Origin of the sequence: Pedobacter planticolens (assembly GCF_014172375.1) — a bacterium.
Classification (GTDB): domain Bacteria; phylum Bacteroidota; class Bacteroidia; order Sphingobacteriales; family Sphingobacteriaceae; genus Pedobacter; species Pedobacter planticolens.
Map to the genome: position 1 here is coordinate 419,347 of NZ_WNXD01000002.1, position 19,585 is coordinate 438,931.

The 19,585-nt window shown below is 33.6% G+C and carries 16 protein-coding genes; all 16 read right to left on the bottom strand.

Going from position 1 to position 19,585, the window contains the following annotated elements; translation table 11 throughout:
• Nucleotides 1-2: 2 nt before the first annotated feature.
• A complete protein-coding gene (locus GM921_RS10425) occupies nt 3-1,262 on the bottom strand; it encodes an O-antigen ligase family protein (RefSeq protein WP_182922581.1) in 1,260 nt (419 codons plus the stop codon).
• Complete coding sequence (locus GM921_RS10430; protein ID WP_182922582.1) at nt 1,249-2,412, bottom strand: hypothetical protein; 1,164 nt, start codon at nt 2,410-2,412, stop codon at nt 1,249-1,251. Before GM921_RS10430 ends, GM921_RS10425 begins: the two co-directional genes overlap by 14 nt.
• The gene (locus GM921_RS10435; RefSeq protein WP_182922583.1) at nt 2,399-3,868 is read right to left on the bottom strand and encodes an MATE family efflux transporter; all 1,470 of its coding nucleotides are present in this window, start codon (nt 3,866-3,868) and stop codon (nt 2,399-2,401) included. Before GM921_RS10435 ends, GM921_RS10430 begins: the two co-directional genes overlap by 14 nt.
• A complete protein-coding gene (locus tag GM921_RS10440; RefSeq protein ID WP_182922584.1) occupies nt 3,861-4,592 on the bottom strand; it encodes an SDR family NAD(P)-dependent oxidoreductase in 732 nt (243 codons plus the stop codon). Before GM921_RS10440 ends, GM921_RS10435 begins: the two co-directional genes overlap by 8 nt.
• An 11-nt stretch (nt 4,593-4,603) precedes the next feature.
• On the bottom strand, nt 4,604-5,539 hold the full coding sequence (locus GM921_RS10445; protein WP_182922585.1) for a phosphoglycerate dehydrogenase: 936 nt from the start codon (nt 5,537-5,539) through the stop codon (nt 4,604-4,606).
• Nucleotides 5,540-6,217 (bottom strand): acylneuraminate cytidylyltransferase family protein, encoded by a 678-nt coding sequence (locus GM921_RS10450; protein WP_182922586.1) that lies wholly within the window; start codon nt 6,215-6,217, stop codon nt 5,540-5,542.
• Entirely contained in the window at nt 6,204-7,196 is a 993-nt protein-coding gene (locus GM921_RS10455; RefSeq protein WP_202985652.1) for a glycosyltransferase family 2 protein, read from the bottom strand. The genes GM921_RS10450 and GM921_RS10455 overlap by 14 nt, the downstream gene beginning before the upstream one ends.
• A 31-nt stretch (nt 7,197-7,227) precedes the next feature.
• The gene (locus GM921_RS10460; protein WP_182922587.1) at nt 7,228-9,615 is read right to left on the bottom strand and encodes a GumC family protein; all 2,388 of its coding nucleotides are present in this window, start codon (nt 9,613-9,615) and stop codon (nt 7,228-7,230) included.
• Nucleotides 9,616-9,652: 37 nt separating this feature from the next.
• A complete protein-coding gene (locus GM921_RS10465) occupies nt 9,653-10,456 on the bottom strand; it encodes a polysaccharide biosynthesis/export family protein (RefSeq protein WP_182922588.1) in 804 nt (267 codons plus the stop codon).
• Between the two features lie 118 nt (nt 10,457-10,574).
• Nucleotides 10,575-11,306 carry a tyrosine-protein phosphatase gene (locus tag GM921_RS10470; RefSeq protein WP_182922589.1) on the bottom strand — a complete coding sequence of 244 codons (732 nt, stop codon included), beginning with the start codon at nt 11,304-11,306 and terminating at the stop codon, nt 10,575-10,577.
• A gap of 14 nt (nt 11,307-11,320) precedes the next feature.
• Nucleotides 11,321-13,012 (bottom strand): capsule assembly Wzi family protein, encoded by a 1,692-nt coding sequence (locus GM921_RS10475; protein WP_182922590.1) that lies wholly within the window; start codon nt 13,010-13,012, stop codon nt 11,321-11,323.
• Between the two features lie 585 nt (nt 13,013-13,597).
• Nucleotides 13,598-15,025, bottom strand: coding sequence for a lipopolysaccharide biosynthesis protein (locus GM921_RS10480; RefSeq protein ID WP_182922591.1), 1,428 nt, complete (start codon nt 15,023-15,025; stop codon nt 13,598-13,600).
• Nucleotides 15,026-15,098: 73 nt separating this feature from the next.
• Complete coding sequence (locus GM921_RS10485; protein WP_182922592.1) at nt 15,099-16,085, bottom strand: glycosyltransferase family 2 protein; 987 nt, start codon at nt 16,083-16,085, stop codon at nt 15,099-15,101.
• Nucleotides 16,086-16,306: 221 nt separating this feature from the next.
• On the bottom strand, nt 16,307-17,524 hold the full coding sequence (locus GM921_RS10490) for a DegT/DnrJ/EryC1/StrS family aminotransferase (RefSeq protein WP_182922593.1): 1,218 nt from the start codon (nt 17,522-17,524) through the stop codon (nt 16,307-16,309).
• Complete coding sequence (locus GM921_RS10495; RefSeq protein WP_182922594.1) at nt 17,524-18,534, bottom strand: ATP-grasp domain-containing protein; 1,011 nt, start codon at nt 18,532-18,534, stop codon at nt 17,524-17,526. The genes GM921_RS10490 and GM921_RS10495 overlap by 1 nt, the downstream gene beginning before the upstream one ends.
• A complete protein-coding gene (locus GM921_RS10500) occupies nt 18,521-19,585 on the bottom strand; it encodes a metallophosphoesterase family protein (RefSeq protein ID WP_182922595.1) in 1,065 nt (354 codons plus the stop codon). Before GM921_RS10500 ends, GM921_RS10495 begins: the two co-directional genes overlap by 14 nt.

Below are 19,585 nucleotides of genomic sequence, written 5' to 3' on the forward strand. Positions count from 1 at the left end.
TTTTAAACTTTCAGTTCTGCCGAAGGTTTAAAATTATTATTTATAGTTTTTAAATTAATAAGGTTAAAGCCTAATAAGGCAAAAGTAAAAATAAACAAAGAGAATTGTTGAAGCCTAATTAAGGTCTCTGTTGCTGACAATGAAAAAAGAAAAACCACTAATACAAAATAAAAATTATGGTTACTGCTATCAAGAGCCCTTGCATTATTGTAATTTTTGAAAGCCCTCACTAACATAATAATGAAGATAATACAAATAAAGTATCCCCCATCTAAAAAGAGTTGAAGAAATGTATTGTGTGCGTGTGAATATCGATCACCAATTTCTCCTTTAACTTCAATAAACAGATTTTCTGGTGGCCCTCCTGGGTATCCAAAAAAATATTTATAATCAAACGTAAAAAAAATGCTAAGAATATTAGTCCAAGCAAGTGCACGACCTGTTGCATTTGCAATCTCATTAACATCATTTCGTTGTACTATGGAGGTAATCAAATCGGTTTTAAATAACATTACTATATAGACTGAGATGATCTCCCAAAACATTGGTAAAAACAACATTAAAAAAGAAAGATATATTAAAAATTTTCTCTTCAATCTAAAACAAATATGATAGAAAAATAATGAGAAAATGCTACTAAATATAAATCCCCTCCTACTGAATACCATTAAAACAAATACTGAAAAAAAGATTGAGAAAAGGTTAATAGTATTCCATTTCTTATTGTAGACAGCATCAAACATAGACAGCAAAAACAATATCGAAATGATTAAAGGAGCTTCCACAGTTGTTGTTGTAATTAGACTTTTATCAATCAGATTATAAAATGCTCCAAACTTCAGATTTCCTGTAATTAAAAGGTGAGGAATAAAAACGATAAAAATTGATATAAATAGAAATGCATTTCTCATATACTTAATTTCCAATAACTTTCTATTCCTTAAAATCAAGAAGGAGGATGCAATGTACATCACAATAACAATGATAGAATTAAGTGCTTTCTGGCTTTGTCGAAGATTATAATTCACTAAAAAGTAATAGATACAGATAAAAATCACAATTATTGAAGCCGCTTTAATTAACTCGGATCTATAATTCTTGATATTAGCAAATTTTACTATGGAAAGTAGTGCTAGTGGCAACAAACCCGCTAAGAAAATTATATAATTTTGCGATGTGATTACAAGTTTAATAATCACCAATAAATAAACAAAATACGCTGTAAAAGAAAATGTATATTTAAAATCACTAGTTTTTTGCATATCGTTTGCTTAGTGTTTCTGTGTACGAAAAATGCATCATTGTAAAAATAAATCCAGCTTCCTCAGCAACAGATAATGCATGATCAAGCACATCTCCATGAACAGTTTTAACATATGATTCAGGTGCTTCCTTGGGGACTAGTTTCTCAAAGAAAGCTGGGTGTAGTTGAGTAATACCTTGCACCAAATCTGTGTAAAAATGCCTTGATGAATTTTTCCAGAACAATTTATCGTTTGGGGAACGACCATCGAAGCCCCATAAATTAATATTTTTTGACAGAGTACAGGCTAATGGCAACAGCAATAAAGGTAACACATTTCCTAACAAAGGCAATAAATATCTTTGAGTTAGATCAAAATGTACTAATTCGGATTTTCCCTGAGGAACTGGAATTAATCTATCTTTAAATTCCGGAAACTGTTTTAAGCAAAATGGGTAAAAGTATACTGGGAATACAAAATAAGTGTTTGTTAAACTTAAACAATGCCTTAAATCAGCTCTAAAACTCTCTGCAAACTTACTCATGCCAAAGTGATAAATTGCATCACCTGCAACAATATAATGTGGATCTATGTATTTAAATAACTCATAATCTTTAACTATCGTATTACTAACTATGCGAATACCATCTGACCAATCAACTTCGTCTGCTTTTTCTAGTGATGGACCTGTACCTAAAATATATGCCTTTGAATATTCCTTTGATTGTTTAAGCTTCAATTCATTTAACTTTCTTTTACCATATTGAATACCTTCTTCACAGTCATTTTTATAAACTTTTGAAAGCAGGTAATGATATTCCCATCCATCAATATGATTTACTTCATAATCAAAATTAAATACCTCATTAATTTTTAATCGAGAAAAACCGACGTTAAAGCTCTTACTATCAACGATTCCAATTAAAGAATAATCAAGTTGTTGACTAGGTGATATTCTATTTAACACGTGAATATCAAGTTTATTATCGAAATATCTTAGGCGCTTTATAATCTCATCTTCTTTGCCGCGAATTTCAGAAGAAGATATTAAAAAAACTCCCCTATTAGCCCCATTTTTGTCAAAAATCAAATTTCTCGTAAAGTCTACGACTACTCTAGCAATTCTTTTTGCATTAAATTTAATTAACTCTAAATTAGATTTTTCCATAATTCATTTTCGAACTTATTAAAATATAAAGGATCAAGATTAATACTGCCAATGCAGAGGTAGATTTTTCAAACTGCCATGCATTAACTTGTAACGATTGGTACGAATACTTGGCAGCATACCATGCATAAAAACCTAAATAGCCGACTAACATACCAATTGGCACGGCGTATATTCCGATATATTGACTTAAGACTAGGGATGAGATAATGTATAAAATTCCAGAGACACCATCGGCAATATGAGAAATAATATGATTAGTTGACATGTACACTTGGATATGCATCGCACCAAAACGATGAACAAAAAAAGCAATTCCCAATAACATCCATAACTTTTGGTTTACAAATGGAACTTGACTATGTATTAATGTCAATAACCAATTCGCTGAAAAACCTACAGTAATAAATCCAATGATGAAAACCATGTGACTTAAGAACATTCCTCTTTTACATACGTGGATAAGTTCTTTTAAATTTTCCTTAACGCGAAGCATCGCTAATACCGGCAGTTTGCTATAAAAAGGAGCCATAGATACCTCTTTAATTTGATTAATAATTCGAAGTGCTAATAAATAGGATGCCACTTCATGTGCGTTCCCTATTTGTGCATAAATTAATCCTGTTAAATTAGTTAAGCCAACGGACATAAAACCAGATATCCCGCTTCTCCAGGCAGGTTGCCATACTTTCTGGAAGATATGCTTATCAAATGGCAATTTTTTAGCTACATGTTTATAAATGCCATCATCAACCGTTCTACACAAATAAATATCCCTAAGCAACACAACAATTACCCAAAATTGATTAACAATAACCAAATTAAGTAAGGTTGGTGCCAAATAAAGCACTAATATACTAGTTAAAATAGCACCAATGGAAGTAAGTGTTTCAATACGTCTTACCAAGGCAATCTTATTTAGCCCTTCTAAAAAGTTAAGATATATCTTACTATAAAAACCAGCAACAGAAACAATAAGGACAAGCCACCAACCCCACCAAGCTTCAGTAATATTCGACGCATCTGTTATTGGATGATACATGGACCAGGTACCAAATATGGCCATTAATATAAAAACAATTAGTGTTAACCATAAGTACATACTTTTCATTGTTGAAACGATCTGGTTTAACAATAACTTATTCGGCCCCTCATTATGGTCTGACAGTTTATTTACCTTATCCGTTTTAAAAATTTCAATATCTTTTGCACCACCAAAAGCATAAGATATAATTCTAGAAAAAGTCTGTCTAAATCCAAAATCGGCAATGCTCTGTAAGGAGATAATGGTAGAAAACAAATACCAAAGGACAATGTCTCCAGAAGAAAATCTATTTAAAACTAAAGGTAAAATACCAAACAATGCCAATGCCTTGGTAGAATAACTCAACCATGTCATCAAAGTTGGTGAATTCCAAATTCGGTCTATGTTTTTATATGATGCGAGCTTACTCAAGATCTTTTAATACATTACTAATACCACCATCAATATTCAAATTTGCCCCATTGATAAAGCCTAATTTATCTTCAGCTAATAACAAAGCCAATTGCGATACTTCTTGTGGTTTACCTATTCGCTGGCTAGGGTGTAACTCATTTAACAATTGAACTTTTGCTTCATCGTTATTAAACCCGTCCCTTAGCATTTGAGTATCTATTGCCGCAGGGCTAATGGCATTCACTCTTACCCTACCTTGCAAATCTACAGACATGGCTTTGGTAAGCCCCACCAATGCACTTTTAGAGCTAGCATAAGCCACAAATCTCTTTTTAGTTAATTGATGGTGAATGCTAGCAATATTAATAATTGAACCTAATGATTTTTCGAGCCTAGAAAGAAAAAACTGACTTAACATTAATGGGCCTGTTAAATTTACATTTAAAGTTTGGTTCCAATCTTCTAGTCTAAGTTCATCTACACTGGCTAATAGTTGTACCGCAGCATTGTTAATGAGTAAAAATAATTCAGGAATTTCTTGCTCAAAAATGGCTTCCATTTCCTTTTTATAAACAGGGTCTGAACAATACTGATGAAGGTCAAATCTATAAAATTGATCACAATTTGGTGTTGGCGCAGTTCTAATGTCCAAGCCTATCACTTTATACTTATTTTCTTTAAATGTTTTAGCCAACTGACTACCTATTCCACCTAATACCCCCGTAATTAATACCGTTTTCATGTTTGCCATTTTTAATTAATCCCTAAAAAACCAAAAAGTAGACTGATGGCTTTATGGCTTGCCCTAATCACTGCTTCTTTTGTATTTGAACCATTATGAGTACCAAAAATGCATTGTTCAAAAGTCCGTAATTCACTATCGGCTGGCAAAGGTTCTATTTCAAAAACATCTAAACCAGCACCACTTACTTTTCCAGATTTTAAGGCAGCCACTAATGCCGTTTCATCTATTAAAGCTCCTCTAGAAACATTTATCAGTTTAACTCCATTTTTCATCAAACCAATGCTTGTTTCATTAATTAAGTGATAACTAGATGGTGTAAGTGCACAGGTAATAATCACAAAATCTGCATCAGCTAAAGCCTCCGGAAATTTAAGAATTTGATTAACTCCTGCTTCGGTTGCGCTTAATTTGGTAAATGGATCATAGGCATTTATATTCACCTCAAAACCTTTCAATCGTCGGGCTACACCCAATCCTATATCTCCAAGGCCAACAAGAGCTACTGTTTTACCAGTAATAGACATACCCGGAGGTTTTATCCAATTCCCTTTGCGCACTTCTCTATCAACTAAATAGCTTTCTCTAGCTAAACCTGTAAAATATGCAATAGCCATATCGGCTACTTCATTGCCAAACATTCTAGGTGTGTTTTCTATCGGAATACCTAATTTTTCACAAGCTTTAAAGTCTACATTATCTACCCCAACTCCCCATTTTACAGCAGCTTTAAGTTTACCGTTTTTACCAGCCGTAAAAACACGTTCTGTTGCTGGGTCATCTCCAATAATCCAAGCATCTACTTCTGGTACAATAGCAATTAATTCTTCTTCGGTTAGTACTTGAACTACGTTTGGCGTAATCAATTCTATTCCTTTTTCTTCAAACAAGTGTCTAAGTTGATCAATTGCTCTGAGCATTGGTGGGCATGTAATCAGTACTTTCATTTACAGTTTATTCAGGTTTTTATATAATAATTCGGCCATAATAAAGTTTAATTCCACATCAATATCTTGGGCCTCTGCTTCAGGTATCTCATAAAGAAATGGCCTATCTCCAATTCGGTTATGCTTTTGTGCTAAAATCGCTTTAGTAAAAAGATAAAAACAAGAATTCTCTTCAAAAATTGGAGGGAGATCTTGCGTTCGTAATAAAATATTTGCATTATGATTGATCGGTCTGGCCAAGCTATCCCAAAATCTTACATGTTTTCTAGTTACAGAGAACAAGGAATCGTAAATTGGATAAAGTGATAGAAATTTCTCAATACCTGCACTTAGGGTATTAGCTGTTAAAATTGGATTAGTACTATGTGTTTGCAGGTAAAAATCTGACGGCACCTGATTAATCACATTTAGCAATACATCATTCATTGGGATACTGCCATCTTTTAAATGTTCAGGACGCTCTAATACCAATACAGTTGGGAATGCTTTTGCACATTGTTCCCTCACAATTGGGCTATCTGTATCTATTACTATTAAATCTATTTGCTTACAGGCTAATAAGGTTTCCACCACATGATGAAATAGGGGTTTTCCTGCAAAATCTCTATAATTTTTTCCAGGCACACGTTCACTAGAATGGCGCATGGGTACAATGGCTGTTAGTTTATTCTTTTTCATACGATGAATATTCCATCTCTGTATAATTAATTTTTTCTCCGAAACCTAAATGGCTTTCTGTTTCTCTTTTTTTGAAAAGTTTTCTTCTAAAATCATTCGGGTAATAAATGCGCATACGCAAAGTTTCATCTGGCTTTGCTTTAGTACTATATCCTAAATAAGTTCCCCAAAATTGCATGGTTCTAAACATGATAATAGAGGCAATTGAAACAAAGAACTTCCCATCGTGTATAGCATGAATGGCATCAGACCAAATATTAGTGGTGGTTAATCTGATAAAACTCCAAAAAGAAAATTTCTCTTCTGGATAAATGTTTTTTAGTGCAATAGCTTCGCGTCTATATCTGTTTTTAATTCTTGATGGGGTTTCTTCATGCACATGTACAATAGGAGCATAAGCTTCATAAGCAATTACATAACCTTTAGTTTGTATTTTAGTAGCCCAATCTAAGTCTTCAAGCCCAGTAAGCTGCACATCATAAGGCTGTTGTAACCAAAGCTCTTTTCTAATCACTGCATTTGCGTTGTTACAAAAAGGAATAACCTGTTCGTAATTGGAAACTGCTGGAAACCATTTTTTAAACAATTGATGTTCAGAATATTTGGTCAATTCATTACCAACTTGTCTACCATAAACCAAAGCTACTTTAGGTTGCTCGAAAGGGCTCAGCATTTTTTGTAACCAATCGGTATACAAAGGATACACATGGGCGCTAGCAAAAAGTAGAAACTCTCCATTCGCTACTGCACAACCCACGTTAATTGCTTTACCAAAAGAAAAGTCTTCGGGTTTGATATGGACAATAATGGCGCCGTGGCTTTCGGCAATGGCAACTGTTTCATCAGTAGACCCCGAGTCTACTAAAATAACCTCTACAAAAGGAAAAAGTGTTTGTTTAGCAATACCTTGTAACAAACGACCAATGTGTTTCTCTTCATTAAAAGAACGAATAATTAGACTACACTGAACCATTTTCATACACACCTGGTATATTGATCATTATGAATACTTAACCTTTTTTAAATAGTCGCTTCCAGAAATTCTTTTTCTTATTCTCATTTCCATATGCGCCATATCCATAGCCGTAACCATAACCATAACCGTAACCATAGCCGTAACCATAGCCGTAACCATAAGAATTAGAGGCTTGAATATCATTCACCACAATGCCCAATTTTTTCATTTTCTGATCTCTATGCAATTCCTCTACAATGTTTAATTGCGCTTTATAGGTGTATTTCTGGCGTACCAAATACAAACAGATATCTGCATAAGGCTCAATTAATTGCGCATCGGTTACAATACCTACTGGAGGGGCATCTATAATAATATAATCAAACTGCGTCTTTAATTCTTCTATTAAAGCTTTAGTCCGCTCGTTTAATAACGTTTCTGCCGGATTAGGTGGGATGGGTCCCGAATTAATAATAAATAAATTCTCATGGATACTCAAAGGTTTGATAATATCCTTAGCATCCATGTCTTTTTGAATAATGTAATTGGTAAACCCTTGCTTATTTGGCAAATCCAATTTAGCAGATAAACCAGGTTTACGTAAATCTAATTCCATTAACAAAACTTTTTTACCAGTAATGGCTAAGATATTCCCTAAGTTAATGGCCATAAACGATTTACCTTCTCCAGACATGCTGGATGTAAAAAGGATTACTTTATGATCTTCATTACCTATATAAAACGAGAGATTGGTACGCAAGGCTCTAAATTGCTCCGCAATAGCCGAACGAGAACTATTGGCAACTACTAAATTATCTTGTTCATCATTATGGCTAATTTCTCCTAATATGGGCACATTAGTCATTTTTAAAATATCATCCTTGTTATTAACCTTTACATTAAATACATCTAGCAAATAAATGATACCAATAGGGATACCGAACCCCATGATCAATCCTAGAAGAGCGACAATACTTCTTTTAGGGGTATACGGTTTGACTTCAGATTTCGGTGGGTCTATAGTTTTAGAATTAGCAATAGTGGAAGTTTTAGAAATAGCCGTTTCTTCACTCTTTTGCATCAAGAAAATATACAGTTCTTGTTTAATTTGTTGTTGACGAGCCAAATTCAAGTAACTACGCTCAATAGCAGGAACTTGTCTAACTTGCCCTTCTGCGCCTTTCAGTTGTGTATTCAGCTTATTACGTGTAATTTGCAAACTGTTTTTTGTAGAAATTAAATTGGCCAACATATCTTTACGCATGTTCGCAATTTGCTGATCCAGATTCAAAATCAAAGGATTAGTTTCAGTTAACCCTAATAATCGTCTATCTCGCTCTAACAATAGGGCGTTATAACGTTCCATTAAACCTGTAAAAACCAAATCTGCTGGCATTAAAGAACTTGGTAGCACTCGCTTACTTTCGTCTTTTAAGTAATCTTGCAAACTACTTAACATACTCAGCTGTATTTCTACTTTAGCCAAATCATTCATATAATCAGCCGAGTTTTGCACCAGCAATTTTGATTGCTCGCTCATATCTGCCAAATTATTTTTCTGTTTAAAGCCCTGTATGTTGCTTTCTAAATCTCCTAATTCGGTACCAATATAATTTAAACGATTTTTAATAAATTTAATCGTACTATCAGCAACTTCATTTTTATCTTTTAAGTTGGCCTCTACATATTTTTGTATCAACTTATTTAAAATATCTTCGCCTTTTTTGGGGATTGGGTGGTTGATACTAAGATCAACAATAGTTACCAATTTATTAGTAACCCCTACCTCTAATTCCTCCATCAGGTCCACTACTTTCTGATCAACAGAAGAAATAGTAAAATTATATTCCTCATTCAAAAAAGGCACCTCATGTACATCGCTAATTGTAAATGTGCCTATTTTTGGCAAATTGATAACCTGATCAAAACTTGCTGTCTTTTGGTGATCCTCAAAACTAACAACGATTTTATTAGCATTTAATATCTTTACATTAAATTTAGCCAATTTAATGGTATCTGGAGAAGTTATTAAATTTACTTTAAACGGTGATTTATATAATTCCACATCTTTAACTCTACCCTTGTGATAATAGGTTATGTTTAAGTCCATATCTCGAACCACTTGCTCCATCAAGTATCGTGTTTTCAGAATTTCCGCTTCATTGTCTACAGTACTTTTAGAACCCAAAAGCCCACCTAAATCACCTAGTAAATTACTCCCACCCAACATACCAGCACCTTTCTTTTCGTCATTCACCAAAACCCTTGCAGAGATTTTATACATCGGTGTTTTATAGCGGACATAGAGATAAGAAATTCCAAGACAGATAACTACAGAAAGTAGCAACCAAGGCCACTTCCCTATTAGTTTGGCAAACAATTGTTTAAAATTTACGCCTTCTTCCTCTTTCTCTGAGATAATATGATTGGGTATAGTATTCATTGATAATATGTACGGTAAATGTGGTAAAATAAAAGGACTATAGTCTGCTAAATAACACGACTAAAACAGACAAAGCAGAACCTATAATGGCATAAGTTTGTGTACGAGCAGCATTTAATGATGCGGCCTTACCCTTATTTGGTTCTATATAAATAACATCATTTTGTTTTAAATAAAAATAAGGGCTATTTAAAAATTCAGTAGAGTTTAAGTCGAACCTAATAAACTCTTTTTTACCTGCATGATCACGGATTAGAATTACATTCTCTCTTCTACCAAAAATAGTCAAATCGCCCGCCAACCCTAAAGCATCTAAAAAAGTTACTTTTTCGTTAGGCATGGTATATACAGCAGGGCGATTAACTTCTCCTAAAACTGTTACTTTAAAGTTTGCAAAACGTACTTCGATACTTGGTTTATTATATAACGTTTCTGCTTTCTCTCTAATCAGCGCTTTTGCTTGATAGGTGGTCAACCCTGCTAGTTTTACTTTGCCTATGCCCACTATTTCAACTTCACCATTTTTGTCTACTAAAAATCCCATAATTTGCTGTTGATTAGTATTCGCAGCTGAATTTGCACCTAAAGTTTGTAAACTACTAGCCTGATTAATAACTAAGGCACTTTGTGGGTCAATACTAAAAATATTAATGGTAAGAATATCATCTGATTGTATAACAGGCTCAGTAAATTGAGCCATTTCTTTAATTTGAGATTGACCAGCTAAAGGGATATCCTGAAAATAAGTAACTTTCTTGGTGCTTGCGCAAGCAGAGAGCACTAAAACAAGGGCAAGTATGAGTAGATTTTTAAAAGTATAGGGAGTAAAATGTTGCTTCATAGTATAGGGATGTATAAAAGAATATGCCTGTAAAGATAATAAGTTTAATATAAAATTAAGGGCACTTATAGGGTATATGGCATAGTATACTGAGTTAAAGGTATTATTATTGTTGCTTTTACCCAAATAGCTGCTTGTTCTTAAAAGGGTAATCCCCAATCATTCTAAATAGTTCGCCACTCTTTACTATTTGTTGCAACACACTTAAATGTTTTTCATGGTGCAAGTCTGTTGCCGCCAAATCATAGTGGTTTTTTTTGAGCAGGTAATCTGCTGCCTGCTTCACTTCTTTACCATAATACCCTGTTACAGACAGTAGATTAAGTTGAAATAGGCAGCCCATATCTTTAAAGCGCTGATAACGAGATAGGTTTTTATGATAAAAGTTATAGCGCTCTGGGTGTGCCAAAATAACAGTATAACCTCTAATCTGAAGATCAAATATGACTTGCTCTATGTTTGGCACTTCAGATAGGTAAGACATTTCTATCAACACATGTTTTTCTGGCAAACACAATAAACTATCATTTAGCTCAAAATCAGCATCAATCATATACTCTGCCGCTGCAGCTATTTCTACTGTAGAGCCATTTTTTTGTAAGCTTGTTCTTACACCATGTAGCACTGCATGTATTGTTTCGGGCGTATTGGGATATAATTCTTTAAAAATATGCGGCGTGCAAATAAACTTGGTAAAGCCGAGCTCGTTTAGGTTTTTAATTAAAAAAATAGAAGTTTCGAGATCTGGAGCGCCATCATCTATTCCTGGCAATAAATGAGAATGAATATCTACCCCAAGCCAGCTTAAATCTGTTACTACTGGAGAGTTTCGTTTAAAAATAGAGAGCATCGTGTAAATTAAAATTAGTTAAAGGTGTAAACTAGGCCTACTTTAGCATGAAAATTATTTGCATTATATTTATCCCATACCCAAAATTGATTTGGAACTGGATTTTCGAAACGATATTGATAATTTAAAGAATGCGCTAAACCCAATTGTGCACTCACTAAAAATTGCCCAAAAGTCCAATCACCATTTAGCGTAGCATCTAAATCTACCCAATGCCTTCTGGGTTCAATGGTATTTGGGAAAGCGGCATAATATAAATCATTTTGATGTACACTTCGCTCTAATAATACGCCCAAACGCTTAAAACCTTTTACCCAGCTAATGTCAAAACTTTGCATATTACCTCCTGGCCCTACTCCTGCGCCTATCACCTGTCCCTTATTGGTATAACCATCTGTAACTTGATAATGAGAGTACCAATACTCAGAAAATCTTGTGGTTTTAGTAGAAGAGCCTTCTAGCTGCGTAAACTCTAAGGCCAATTGTATAAATTCATCATCGCTACCTCTAAAGGGAACTAATTTTCTAAATCCTGCAACGTAGGCTCGGGTATGCTCGGGCTCTACAGCCAAATCTCTTAAATCCCAAGCATGGTCATTTCTACCCCATTGCAAGTAAACCTCACTTTTAGCTTCGGGCATTACCCATTTAGCAAAAAAAGAAATGTATTGATCTCTTTTTTTGGAATCTTCTAAATTAACTGTTCCACTTTGGTAACCAGATTTTTCCAATCCAGAAAGAAAAGGAAAATAATCACTAAAGCCATGTCCCATTGTGCTAGCATTAACAATATAAGATCGATCAAAACCTAAATAAAGACCTGGTAGCCATTTAGGTTGATAAGTAACGATAATGCCTGATAAATAACGCCAATCTTTTGCTTTTGGAACAAACTGACTTTCCTGAGAAGTAACAACCCCCGATTGCTCTAATTTACCACCTATAATTTGAGCCTCAAAAGAACCAATAGCGGTAGCAATTGGCCTGGTTGTATTTAAGGTAGCATGTTTAAAACCTCCAGCATTGTTGGTCATCAGTAATGCATTCCTAAACCCTGGGCCCCACCATAAATTCTCGTTCGAAACACCAATAGATGCTGGCCCAAAATTTAACCGAATACTGCTTTGACCTAAATTAAATTGGTGATAAGTACCCGTTCCAAAACGCTCAGGTAAATCAATTTTATTATAATAACTTTTATAAGCACTATTAAAAGATGCTGGATATTTTTTAGCTTCGATTTGCTGAAAAGCAGCATTTTGCGCAAACACAACCTCGGGCTTAAACTGTACACTTAAAGGGCCAAAACGAGCATAAATTCCAGCAGACAGCAACGTTTGATACCCCTTGGCTCCTATCATTGCCCCATCATTTATCCCATAGGGGTGATGACTATTAAATTGGTTTTGCCAAACTACTGGTAAAGCATATACTGCCATCTTCTGATTAGCAGAAAGATACAATAATGACCTAAAATATTCTTTTGAAAGCCCTTCAGGAGAATCATCCAAACGTTGATGTTCTTGCACAACTGGCGATAAATACAATGGCCTAACCATGTAAGACACTTTGGAGGTGTCATTTCCCAAAACTTGTTGCCTGCGGTAAAAATCATCTATATTCCCTAACATCCCAACAGGCAATGTTTGTGCAAATAGCGCAGTTATATTACAAATAAATACTAAAAATAAAAGTTTATATTTCATAAAACAGCAAAAAATAGGGATAATTTTTAAATCACTAATATAGCTATTAATTTTTACCAAAAAACTCAACCCTAAATTAAACTCCACAATTCAACTCCTTTGGTTACTGTGTAGACACAGATCCTTAAATATTTGTGTCTACTAAAGAGCTCCAAGAAAAGGCAATATAGATCACAATTCCTTCCGATGTAAAATCAGTGGGTGCCAAACGGGCGGGGTGTTTACTGGAACAATTATATCATGCATTACGGCATTGCTTAATTTATTGTTTTCTTGTGTACTTGTTAAGGTCTTGTTCGAGACTCCTTCGAGAAATGGCGGGTTTTCTCGAAGGAGTCTCGAACAAGACCCAAAGAAGACCTTAACAAAAGGTATTGTTTTTGGAGTTCTACTGCCGTCTTTCCCACGAAAGTGGAAATCCTTAAAGCTCATTGCATTTCAATCCCCATCCGATAAGCCTAGGAGGGAATTGTAATGCGTAAAAAAGCCTCTTATTGCGTTACGGTTCCCAATCAAGTTGGGAAGGACGAGTGAATGGAAAGCACCAGCCGAGATTATATTCTTTCGCGATTGCTGAACAGACTATTAAATTCTGGCAAACAGTAGTCTACTTGCACGTATTACTAGGTATAAGGCAATACAAAAGAAGCATACAAGCCGCCACAATAGCGTAATGTGAAATGGCAACAAGGAAGAGGTAAGGCAAAAAGCGAAGCCAATAAAAAAAAGAAGTTCGAAAATAAACAGCTTTGAAAGTTGAATTCTAAAAACTTTTCTAGTATAGCTATAAACCAATATACAATATAAAAGCTGTGCACAAACGGAAACAATACAGGCTCCTAAAACCCCATAAACTGGTAAAACTAACCAATTTGCAACAAAACTTAAAACTGAAACAAGTAGAGCAATTTTCAGCATCAATAGCGTTTTTCCTGTTACTTCTAACCCCTTATGCAAATATAAAGATAAAGCAGCAAAAAAAACAGACAACAACACAAGGCACATTAAATCCGTATTTAAAACATAATTGGGCCCAACTATTTTAACCAATAACCAATCTCCAATAAGCAGCAATGCAATAAAACTAATGGTAAACGCCACACTTAATATGCTAATATTTTGACGTAAAACACGTTCAATTACTTTATTATCCTGACCCTTTTTCCAAGCCTGCATAATTAGTGGATGTGAAGCAAGTAACAATGGCATGGTAACGAAACCAGATAAACCAATTGCTAAATCTTTAAAGGCGCTATAATTACCAACTAAATCATCAATATTCAAATACCTAAACAAAATGCGATCGCCAAATGCATAAAATTGAGTGGCAAAAAACCAAACACATATAGGTAAGCCGTAATACAAAATGCGTTTTATATGAGCGAGGGCAATTAAATTAAAAATTGATGTTTTTATTAATTCCTTCCAAACTTTCCCCATCCACAACAAATAAAAATTAGCAACAAAATAACTAACAATTAAAGCCAAAATAACCAGATTTAAATTTTGCTTAAAAAAAAAGCAACAAATAATCATCCCTATAATTTGGAAAATACTTTGTAAAATACTGGATTTAGTTTGGAGAGGAATCCTTCGCTCTGCTTGCAAAAAACTATACAGCAGGCTTAAGAAATTTTGCAAAAAAAGCAATAGTAAACTTAAACCAATGGTGGCAATTGAAATGTCTGCAAAATAATTGACAAGAATAAAACCAGTTGTTCCCAAAATAAAAAAACAAAACTGAATAGCAATTACATTTACCTTAAGATCAATCGAATTTCCTGTACTTTGATAATCTGGGTACAAATAAACAACAGCACTATTTATCCAACCATTAATTAACTGACCAAATAACACTACCGTAGCCAATACAAATGCATAATATCCATACAAATCTGTAGGTAGACTTTTCGTTAACAAATAAATGGTGAATAAGCCAGAGAATGCTGGCAAAATCTTTACCGGTAAATAACTTAGGGCATCTCGCCAAATTTCACGATGAAGCTTACTCATGCAAATGATGTATGTTCATTAACTAGTGCGCTAGTAAAAACAATAAATAAATACGTTTATAAAGATGCACTAATTAAGAATAAGTGCTAGCCATTTTTATTAATTCTTTGTATTTGGCAAAAAGCGCTTCATTTTTTGGTGTACGTTCGCCCAAATCTTCATAGATTAAAAATTTATGAATACGTTTAAAATAGCCAAAGCGCCATAAAAAAAGCCTACAATAAAGTGCCAATTGAATTACTCTTTTTAAAGTGCTAAAACTACGCTTAGAATAATGCTTTTTATAAAGATGCAATAGGCCCTTAATATCATTTTCAAAAGAAAAAATTGGATTATTAATAGAAGATGTACCCCCAAAGTGAATTACTTTAGCTTTACTGTACATAAATTTATAACCCTGTTTGCTAGCTCTTAAGGCAAACTCACAATCTTCATGATAAAAGACCATTTCTTCATCTAGTAAACCAACCGCTTCAATAACTTCTTTTTTAAACAAAATACAAGCAAAAGATAAATAGTCCATTTCAGATACTTGCTCGGCTTGAAGTAAAAATGCAGGTTTTTTCCAAAAGAATAAATGTTTAAAAAAAGGAGAATGCAACAATTTAAAGAGGACAATACTTAAATTGGTTAAGCGTAAAAATATTTTTAAAGTGGTTGGAAAATCAAACCAACTCCGCTGAATAGTTTGATTTTTATTCAACATGGTAGCACCCACGATCCCATAATTATGTACTATAGCGTCATTCATTAAAGTCTCCAGGGTATCTGCAAACAACAATGTATCACTATTTAACAAGAGTAAGTGTTTACCTTTTGATTGTTTAATGCCAAGATTTACACCTTTAGCGAAACCTAAATTAGTATTCGATTCTATTAAAACAACTTCACTAAACTCTTCTTTGATTCTAGTTGTAGTTTGATCCATTGAATGATTATCAACAACGATAATCTCAAAATTGAAACTTGTTTTAGAAGTGAGTATTGAATTAATGCAGGCTAATGAAATTTCTTCTGTATTAAAGGTTACTATAATTATACTTAAATCGATTTGCTGCATAAATTGAAAACACGTAAGGAAGAATAGGGATAAACAAATTTAAAAAAAATAAATTGTTTACCTTAACAAATCCGGCATTTCCCATATGTGAGATAAAATTATTACAGCTTTCATCGTAATAACCAATATGTTTATTTTTTGACCACCCTCTAATCGGAATTCAAAGTACAGAACAAACCATAACTGGCACTAAAATTAAATAGCGTTAATAAAGAGAACAGCTAAGAAACCATAATCTTTTGGTATGCCTGTGCTATTGCCTCGCATACATATTCAATTTCTTCTGTAGTTAATTGAGGGTATATTGGGAGCGATATTTCTCTTGAATAATTATCAAAAGCAACAGGATAATTGCTTATTTGGTAATCTAAACTTTTAAATAGCGTTAACATGGGCATCGGTATAAAGTGCACATTAACTGCCACACCCAATGAAGAAATAAAATCTATCATTTGATCTCTTTGAATCTCAGAAATCTGATTAATTCTTAGTGGATATAAATGATAGCATGATTTTCTATTTTGATCCTCCAGAATTGGAAGCTGTGCCCAAGCTTTTTGACGAAAAAATAATTCATATTGCTTTGCTACTCTTTCTCGTTCTAGCAGCAAATTATTATCGTATTTTTTAATTTGAGCAAGCCCAACTGCAGCACATAAATCTGGCATATTCACTTTTAACCCTGCAAAAAGGATATCATATTTCCAGCCACCTGATTGAGATTTAGAAAATGCATCTTTAGTTTGCCCATTCAGTGTCCAAATTCTCATTAATTTATATTCTTCAGCAGTATCAAAATCACTAGGTAGATTAATACAAATCACGCCACCTTCTGCCGTAGTTATATTTTTAACGGCATGAAAAGAAAATATGGTAATATCTGTAGCCACACCCGATTGTATACCTTTATAGGATGCACCGACAGAATGCGCTGCATCTGAAAGCACTAAAATTCTACCTAATTGCTGTTGTTTTTCGCTAGTTGGCTTAAATATTTTTTTTATAGCTACTTCATTAACAATGTCATTAATAGTCCCATAATCACACATTAACCCAGCAATATCAACTGGCATGATAACCTTAGTTCTTTCTGTTATTGCAGCTTTTATTTTATCAGGATCAATTGTAAAATCCACATTAACATCTACCATTACCGGGGTTGCTCCACAGTGTAAAACACTTAAAGCTGTAGCTGAATAGGTGTAAGCTGGCACAATAACCTCATCGCCAGGACCAACGCCAAACCATTTTAAGATTAAAATCGCACCCGATGTCCACGAATTAACGCATAATGCTTCTGGACAGCCAGTTAATTTTACAACTTCTTTTTCTAAAGCTTTAACCTTTGGCCCAGTAGTAATCCAACCTGATTGAAGTGTATCAACAACTTCATCAATGATATCTTGATCTACGTAAGGTGGTGAAAATGGAATTGTCATTATGAATTGATTTGTAGTTGAGATTTAATTGATTTTAAATATACTTTTTCTTGGAAACCTCTAACGCCAAAACTTCCAGTTTGTATCTTATCCCTATTAAAAACATTTACATCAAGGAACATCTTTTTAAATAAAATATCAGCTTCATTAAAGCCTAATAATGCCCTAAATGGACTGGTGCCAGAAAATCTTGGATTGATTTCGAAGACATATAGCTCTCCATTCATTATTCTGCATTGAATATTTAAGGGGCCTTTTGAATTTACAGATTTAGCAACCTGCTGTGCAATTCGGTCAAGTTCGTCAAAGCTTTCACATTCTATATACTGAGAAAACCCTCCCGCTAAAATTCTTTTTAATACGATAGATCCCAAAAAATTCCCTGAAAGATCAGATAGAACGGAAATAGTGTACTCTTCTTTAGCACTTCCTACATACTCTTGAATCACAAAATCTATTTTTTTAAATCCGAGATAAGCAGAAATGCATTTCAATTCTTCTTTGGTTTCAACGATGAAAACATTTTTAGAAGCATTCCCATATATCGGTTTCACAATAATAGGATAAGAATTTCTCATAAAAAAACTCTTATCATCAATGTCTATTGTTGTATCTGGAGTTTTAACATTTAATGCTTTGAGACTCACAAAGGTTTCCCATTTGTTATCATAAGTATTAATTACCTCAGCAGTATTAGCAAAAATAACAACCCCTTCTAAGCTAAAAAGATTCCTATTGTTAACCAACACTACAAGTTCTTGCTCTGATCCGGGCAACACAACACTAATTTGGTGTGTTTTACAAATATTAATTAGACATTTACAATAATCATGATGAGATGCTGGAGGAACTATAAAACTGGTAGTAGGATCATCAAAAAGATAAAGAGAGTTATCACTACTATTACAAGAAAAAACATTATAATCTTTTAGGGGTTTTAAGGATTTATATAAACCTTCTCCAACACCACATCCTCCAGTACCGGTAATTAAAATATTATATTTTGACATTCTTTATTTTAAATTTACTCACAATCTCTAAGGCTAGAGAAATATTTGCTTTTATATTTTTATTAAAATCATTCTTTTCATATTTCGCCAAGTAATAATAACCTGCACTATCTTTTTCTAAATTTATAGCATTCATCTCAGTAAGATTTAAATCTAATTGCCAATGAAAAACTAGAGTTGAAGAGCTAATTTCAACTGTATTATCTTGATAAAATGCTATATAAATTATATTAGCGTTATTCTGAATACATTCGATTTCAAGAATTAAGCCAAATTTAGTATTAATTATGTATATATTGGGATTTAAAGTAATGAACTCCTGTAAATAGGATTGATCAATAGTATGTGCTGATAGCGGTTTTGTTGACGTTCTACCAAAAATGAGATTATGTAAATAAGTAGGATGAATAGCCTTTGAATATAAACAATCATCAATCATTTTATTTATATCATAACTGATTCTATAGGGAGTTACATCTATATTTTCGAAATCAATTGTAAGAAAATGGGCTCTATAATCACCATTTCTAGGCAATCCTACAGAACCGGGATTAAGGAATAACTTATTGTTGATACCTATCCCAAACTGTAAATGTGTATGTGCGAATAGGAAAAAGTTTGCTCCATTCCATTCAAAATAAGATGATTTAATTTTGCTTGGATATGTGTATTCATTTAAAAGATCATTAGGGCCACCATGATATAAATTTGTAATATGTCCTTTTTCTTTTAGTATCAACTGATTAGGCAATGAACTTATCCAATTTTTCTCTTGGTTGGTTAACTTTTTCAGAGTAGAGAGGTAAGCCTCATAATAAGCCTTTTTATTATTTATCTGGGCCTGACCACTAATAAAGCCATCATGATTCCCTTTTATACATTTCACATCATAGGTTTTCAGCAAGCTAATTACCTCAGAAGTCCCCTCAAAATACCCACTAATATCACCAAGACAATATATTTGATCAATCTTTTGCGTAGTACTATGTTGTAAAACTGCTTTTAGAGCATATTTATTTGCGTGAATATCGGCAATAAAAAGACTTTTCAT

Bases quoted from the DNA above. Each gene is read 5' to 3' on its own strand.
- GM921_RS10425 (WP_182922581.1), bottom strand. From the start codon at position 1,262: ATGCAAAAAACTAGTGATTTTAAATATACATTTTCTTTTACAGCGTAT.
- GM921_RS10455 (WP_202985652.1), bottom strand. From the start codon at position 7,196: ATGAAAATGGTTCAGTGTAGTCTAATTATTCGTTCTTTTAATGAAGAG.
- GM921_RS10475 (WP_182922590.1), bottom strand. From the start codon at position 13,012: ATGAAATATAAACTTTTATTTTTAGTATTTATTTGTAATATAACTGCG.
- GM921_RS10480 (WP_182922591.1), bottom strand. From the start codon at position 15,025: ATGAGTAAGCTTCATCGTGAAATTTGGCGAGATGCCCTAAGTTATTTA.
- GM921_RS10445 (WP_182922585.1), bottom strand. From the start codon at position 5,539: ATGAAAGTACTGATTACATGCCCACCAATGCTCAGAGCAATTGATCAA.
- GM921_RS10495 (WP_182922594.1), bottom strand. From the start codon at position 18,534: ATGTCAAAATATAATATTTTAATTACCGGTACTGGAGGATGTGGTGTT.
- GM921_RS10500 (WP_182922595.1), bottom strand. From the start codon at position 19,585: ATGAAAAGTCTTTTTATTGCCGATATTCACGCAAATAAATATGCTCTA.
- GM921_RS10460 (WP_182922587.1), bottom strand. From the start codon at position 9,615: ATGAATACTATACCCAATCATATTATCTCAGAGAAAGAGGAAGAAGGC.
- GM921_RS10485 (WP_182922592.1), bottom strand. From the start codon at position 16,085: ATGCAGCAAATCGATTTAAGTATAATTATAGTAACCTTTAATACAGAA.
- GM921_RS10440 (WP_182922584.1), bottom strand. From the start codon at position 4,592: ATGAAAACGGTATTAATTACGGGGGTATTAGGTGGAATAGGTAGTCAG.
- GM921_RS10430 (WP_182922582.1), bottom strand. From the start codon at position 2,412: ATGGAAAAATCTAATTTAGAGTTAATTAAATTTAATGCAAAAAGAATT.
- GM921_RS10490 (WP_182922593.1), bottom strand. From the start codon at position 17,524: ATGACAATTCCATTTTCACCACCTTACGTAGATCAAGATATCATTGAT.
- GM921_RS10465 (WP_182922588.1), bottom strand. From the start codon at position 10,456: ATGAAGCAACATTTTACTCCCTATACTTTTAAAAATCTACTCATACTT.
- GM921_RS10450 (WP_182922586.1), bottom strand. From the start codon at position 6,217: ATGAAAAAGAATAAACTAACAGCCATTGTACCCATGCGCCATTCTAGT.
- GM921_RS10470 (WP_182922589.1), bottom strand. From the start codon at position 11,306: ATGCTCTCTATTTTTAAACGAAACTCTCCAGTAGTAACAGATTTAAGC.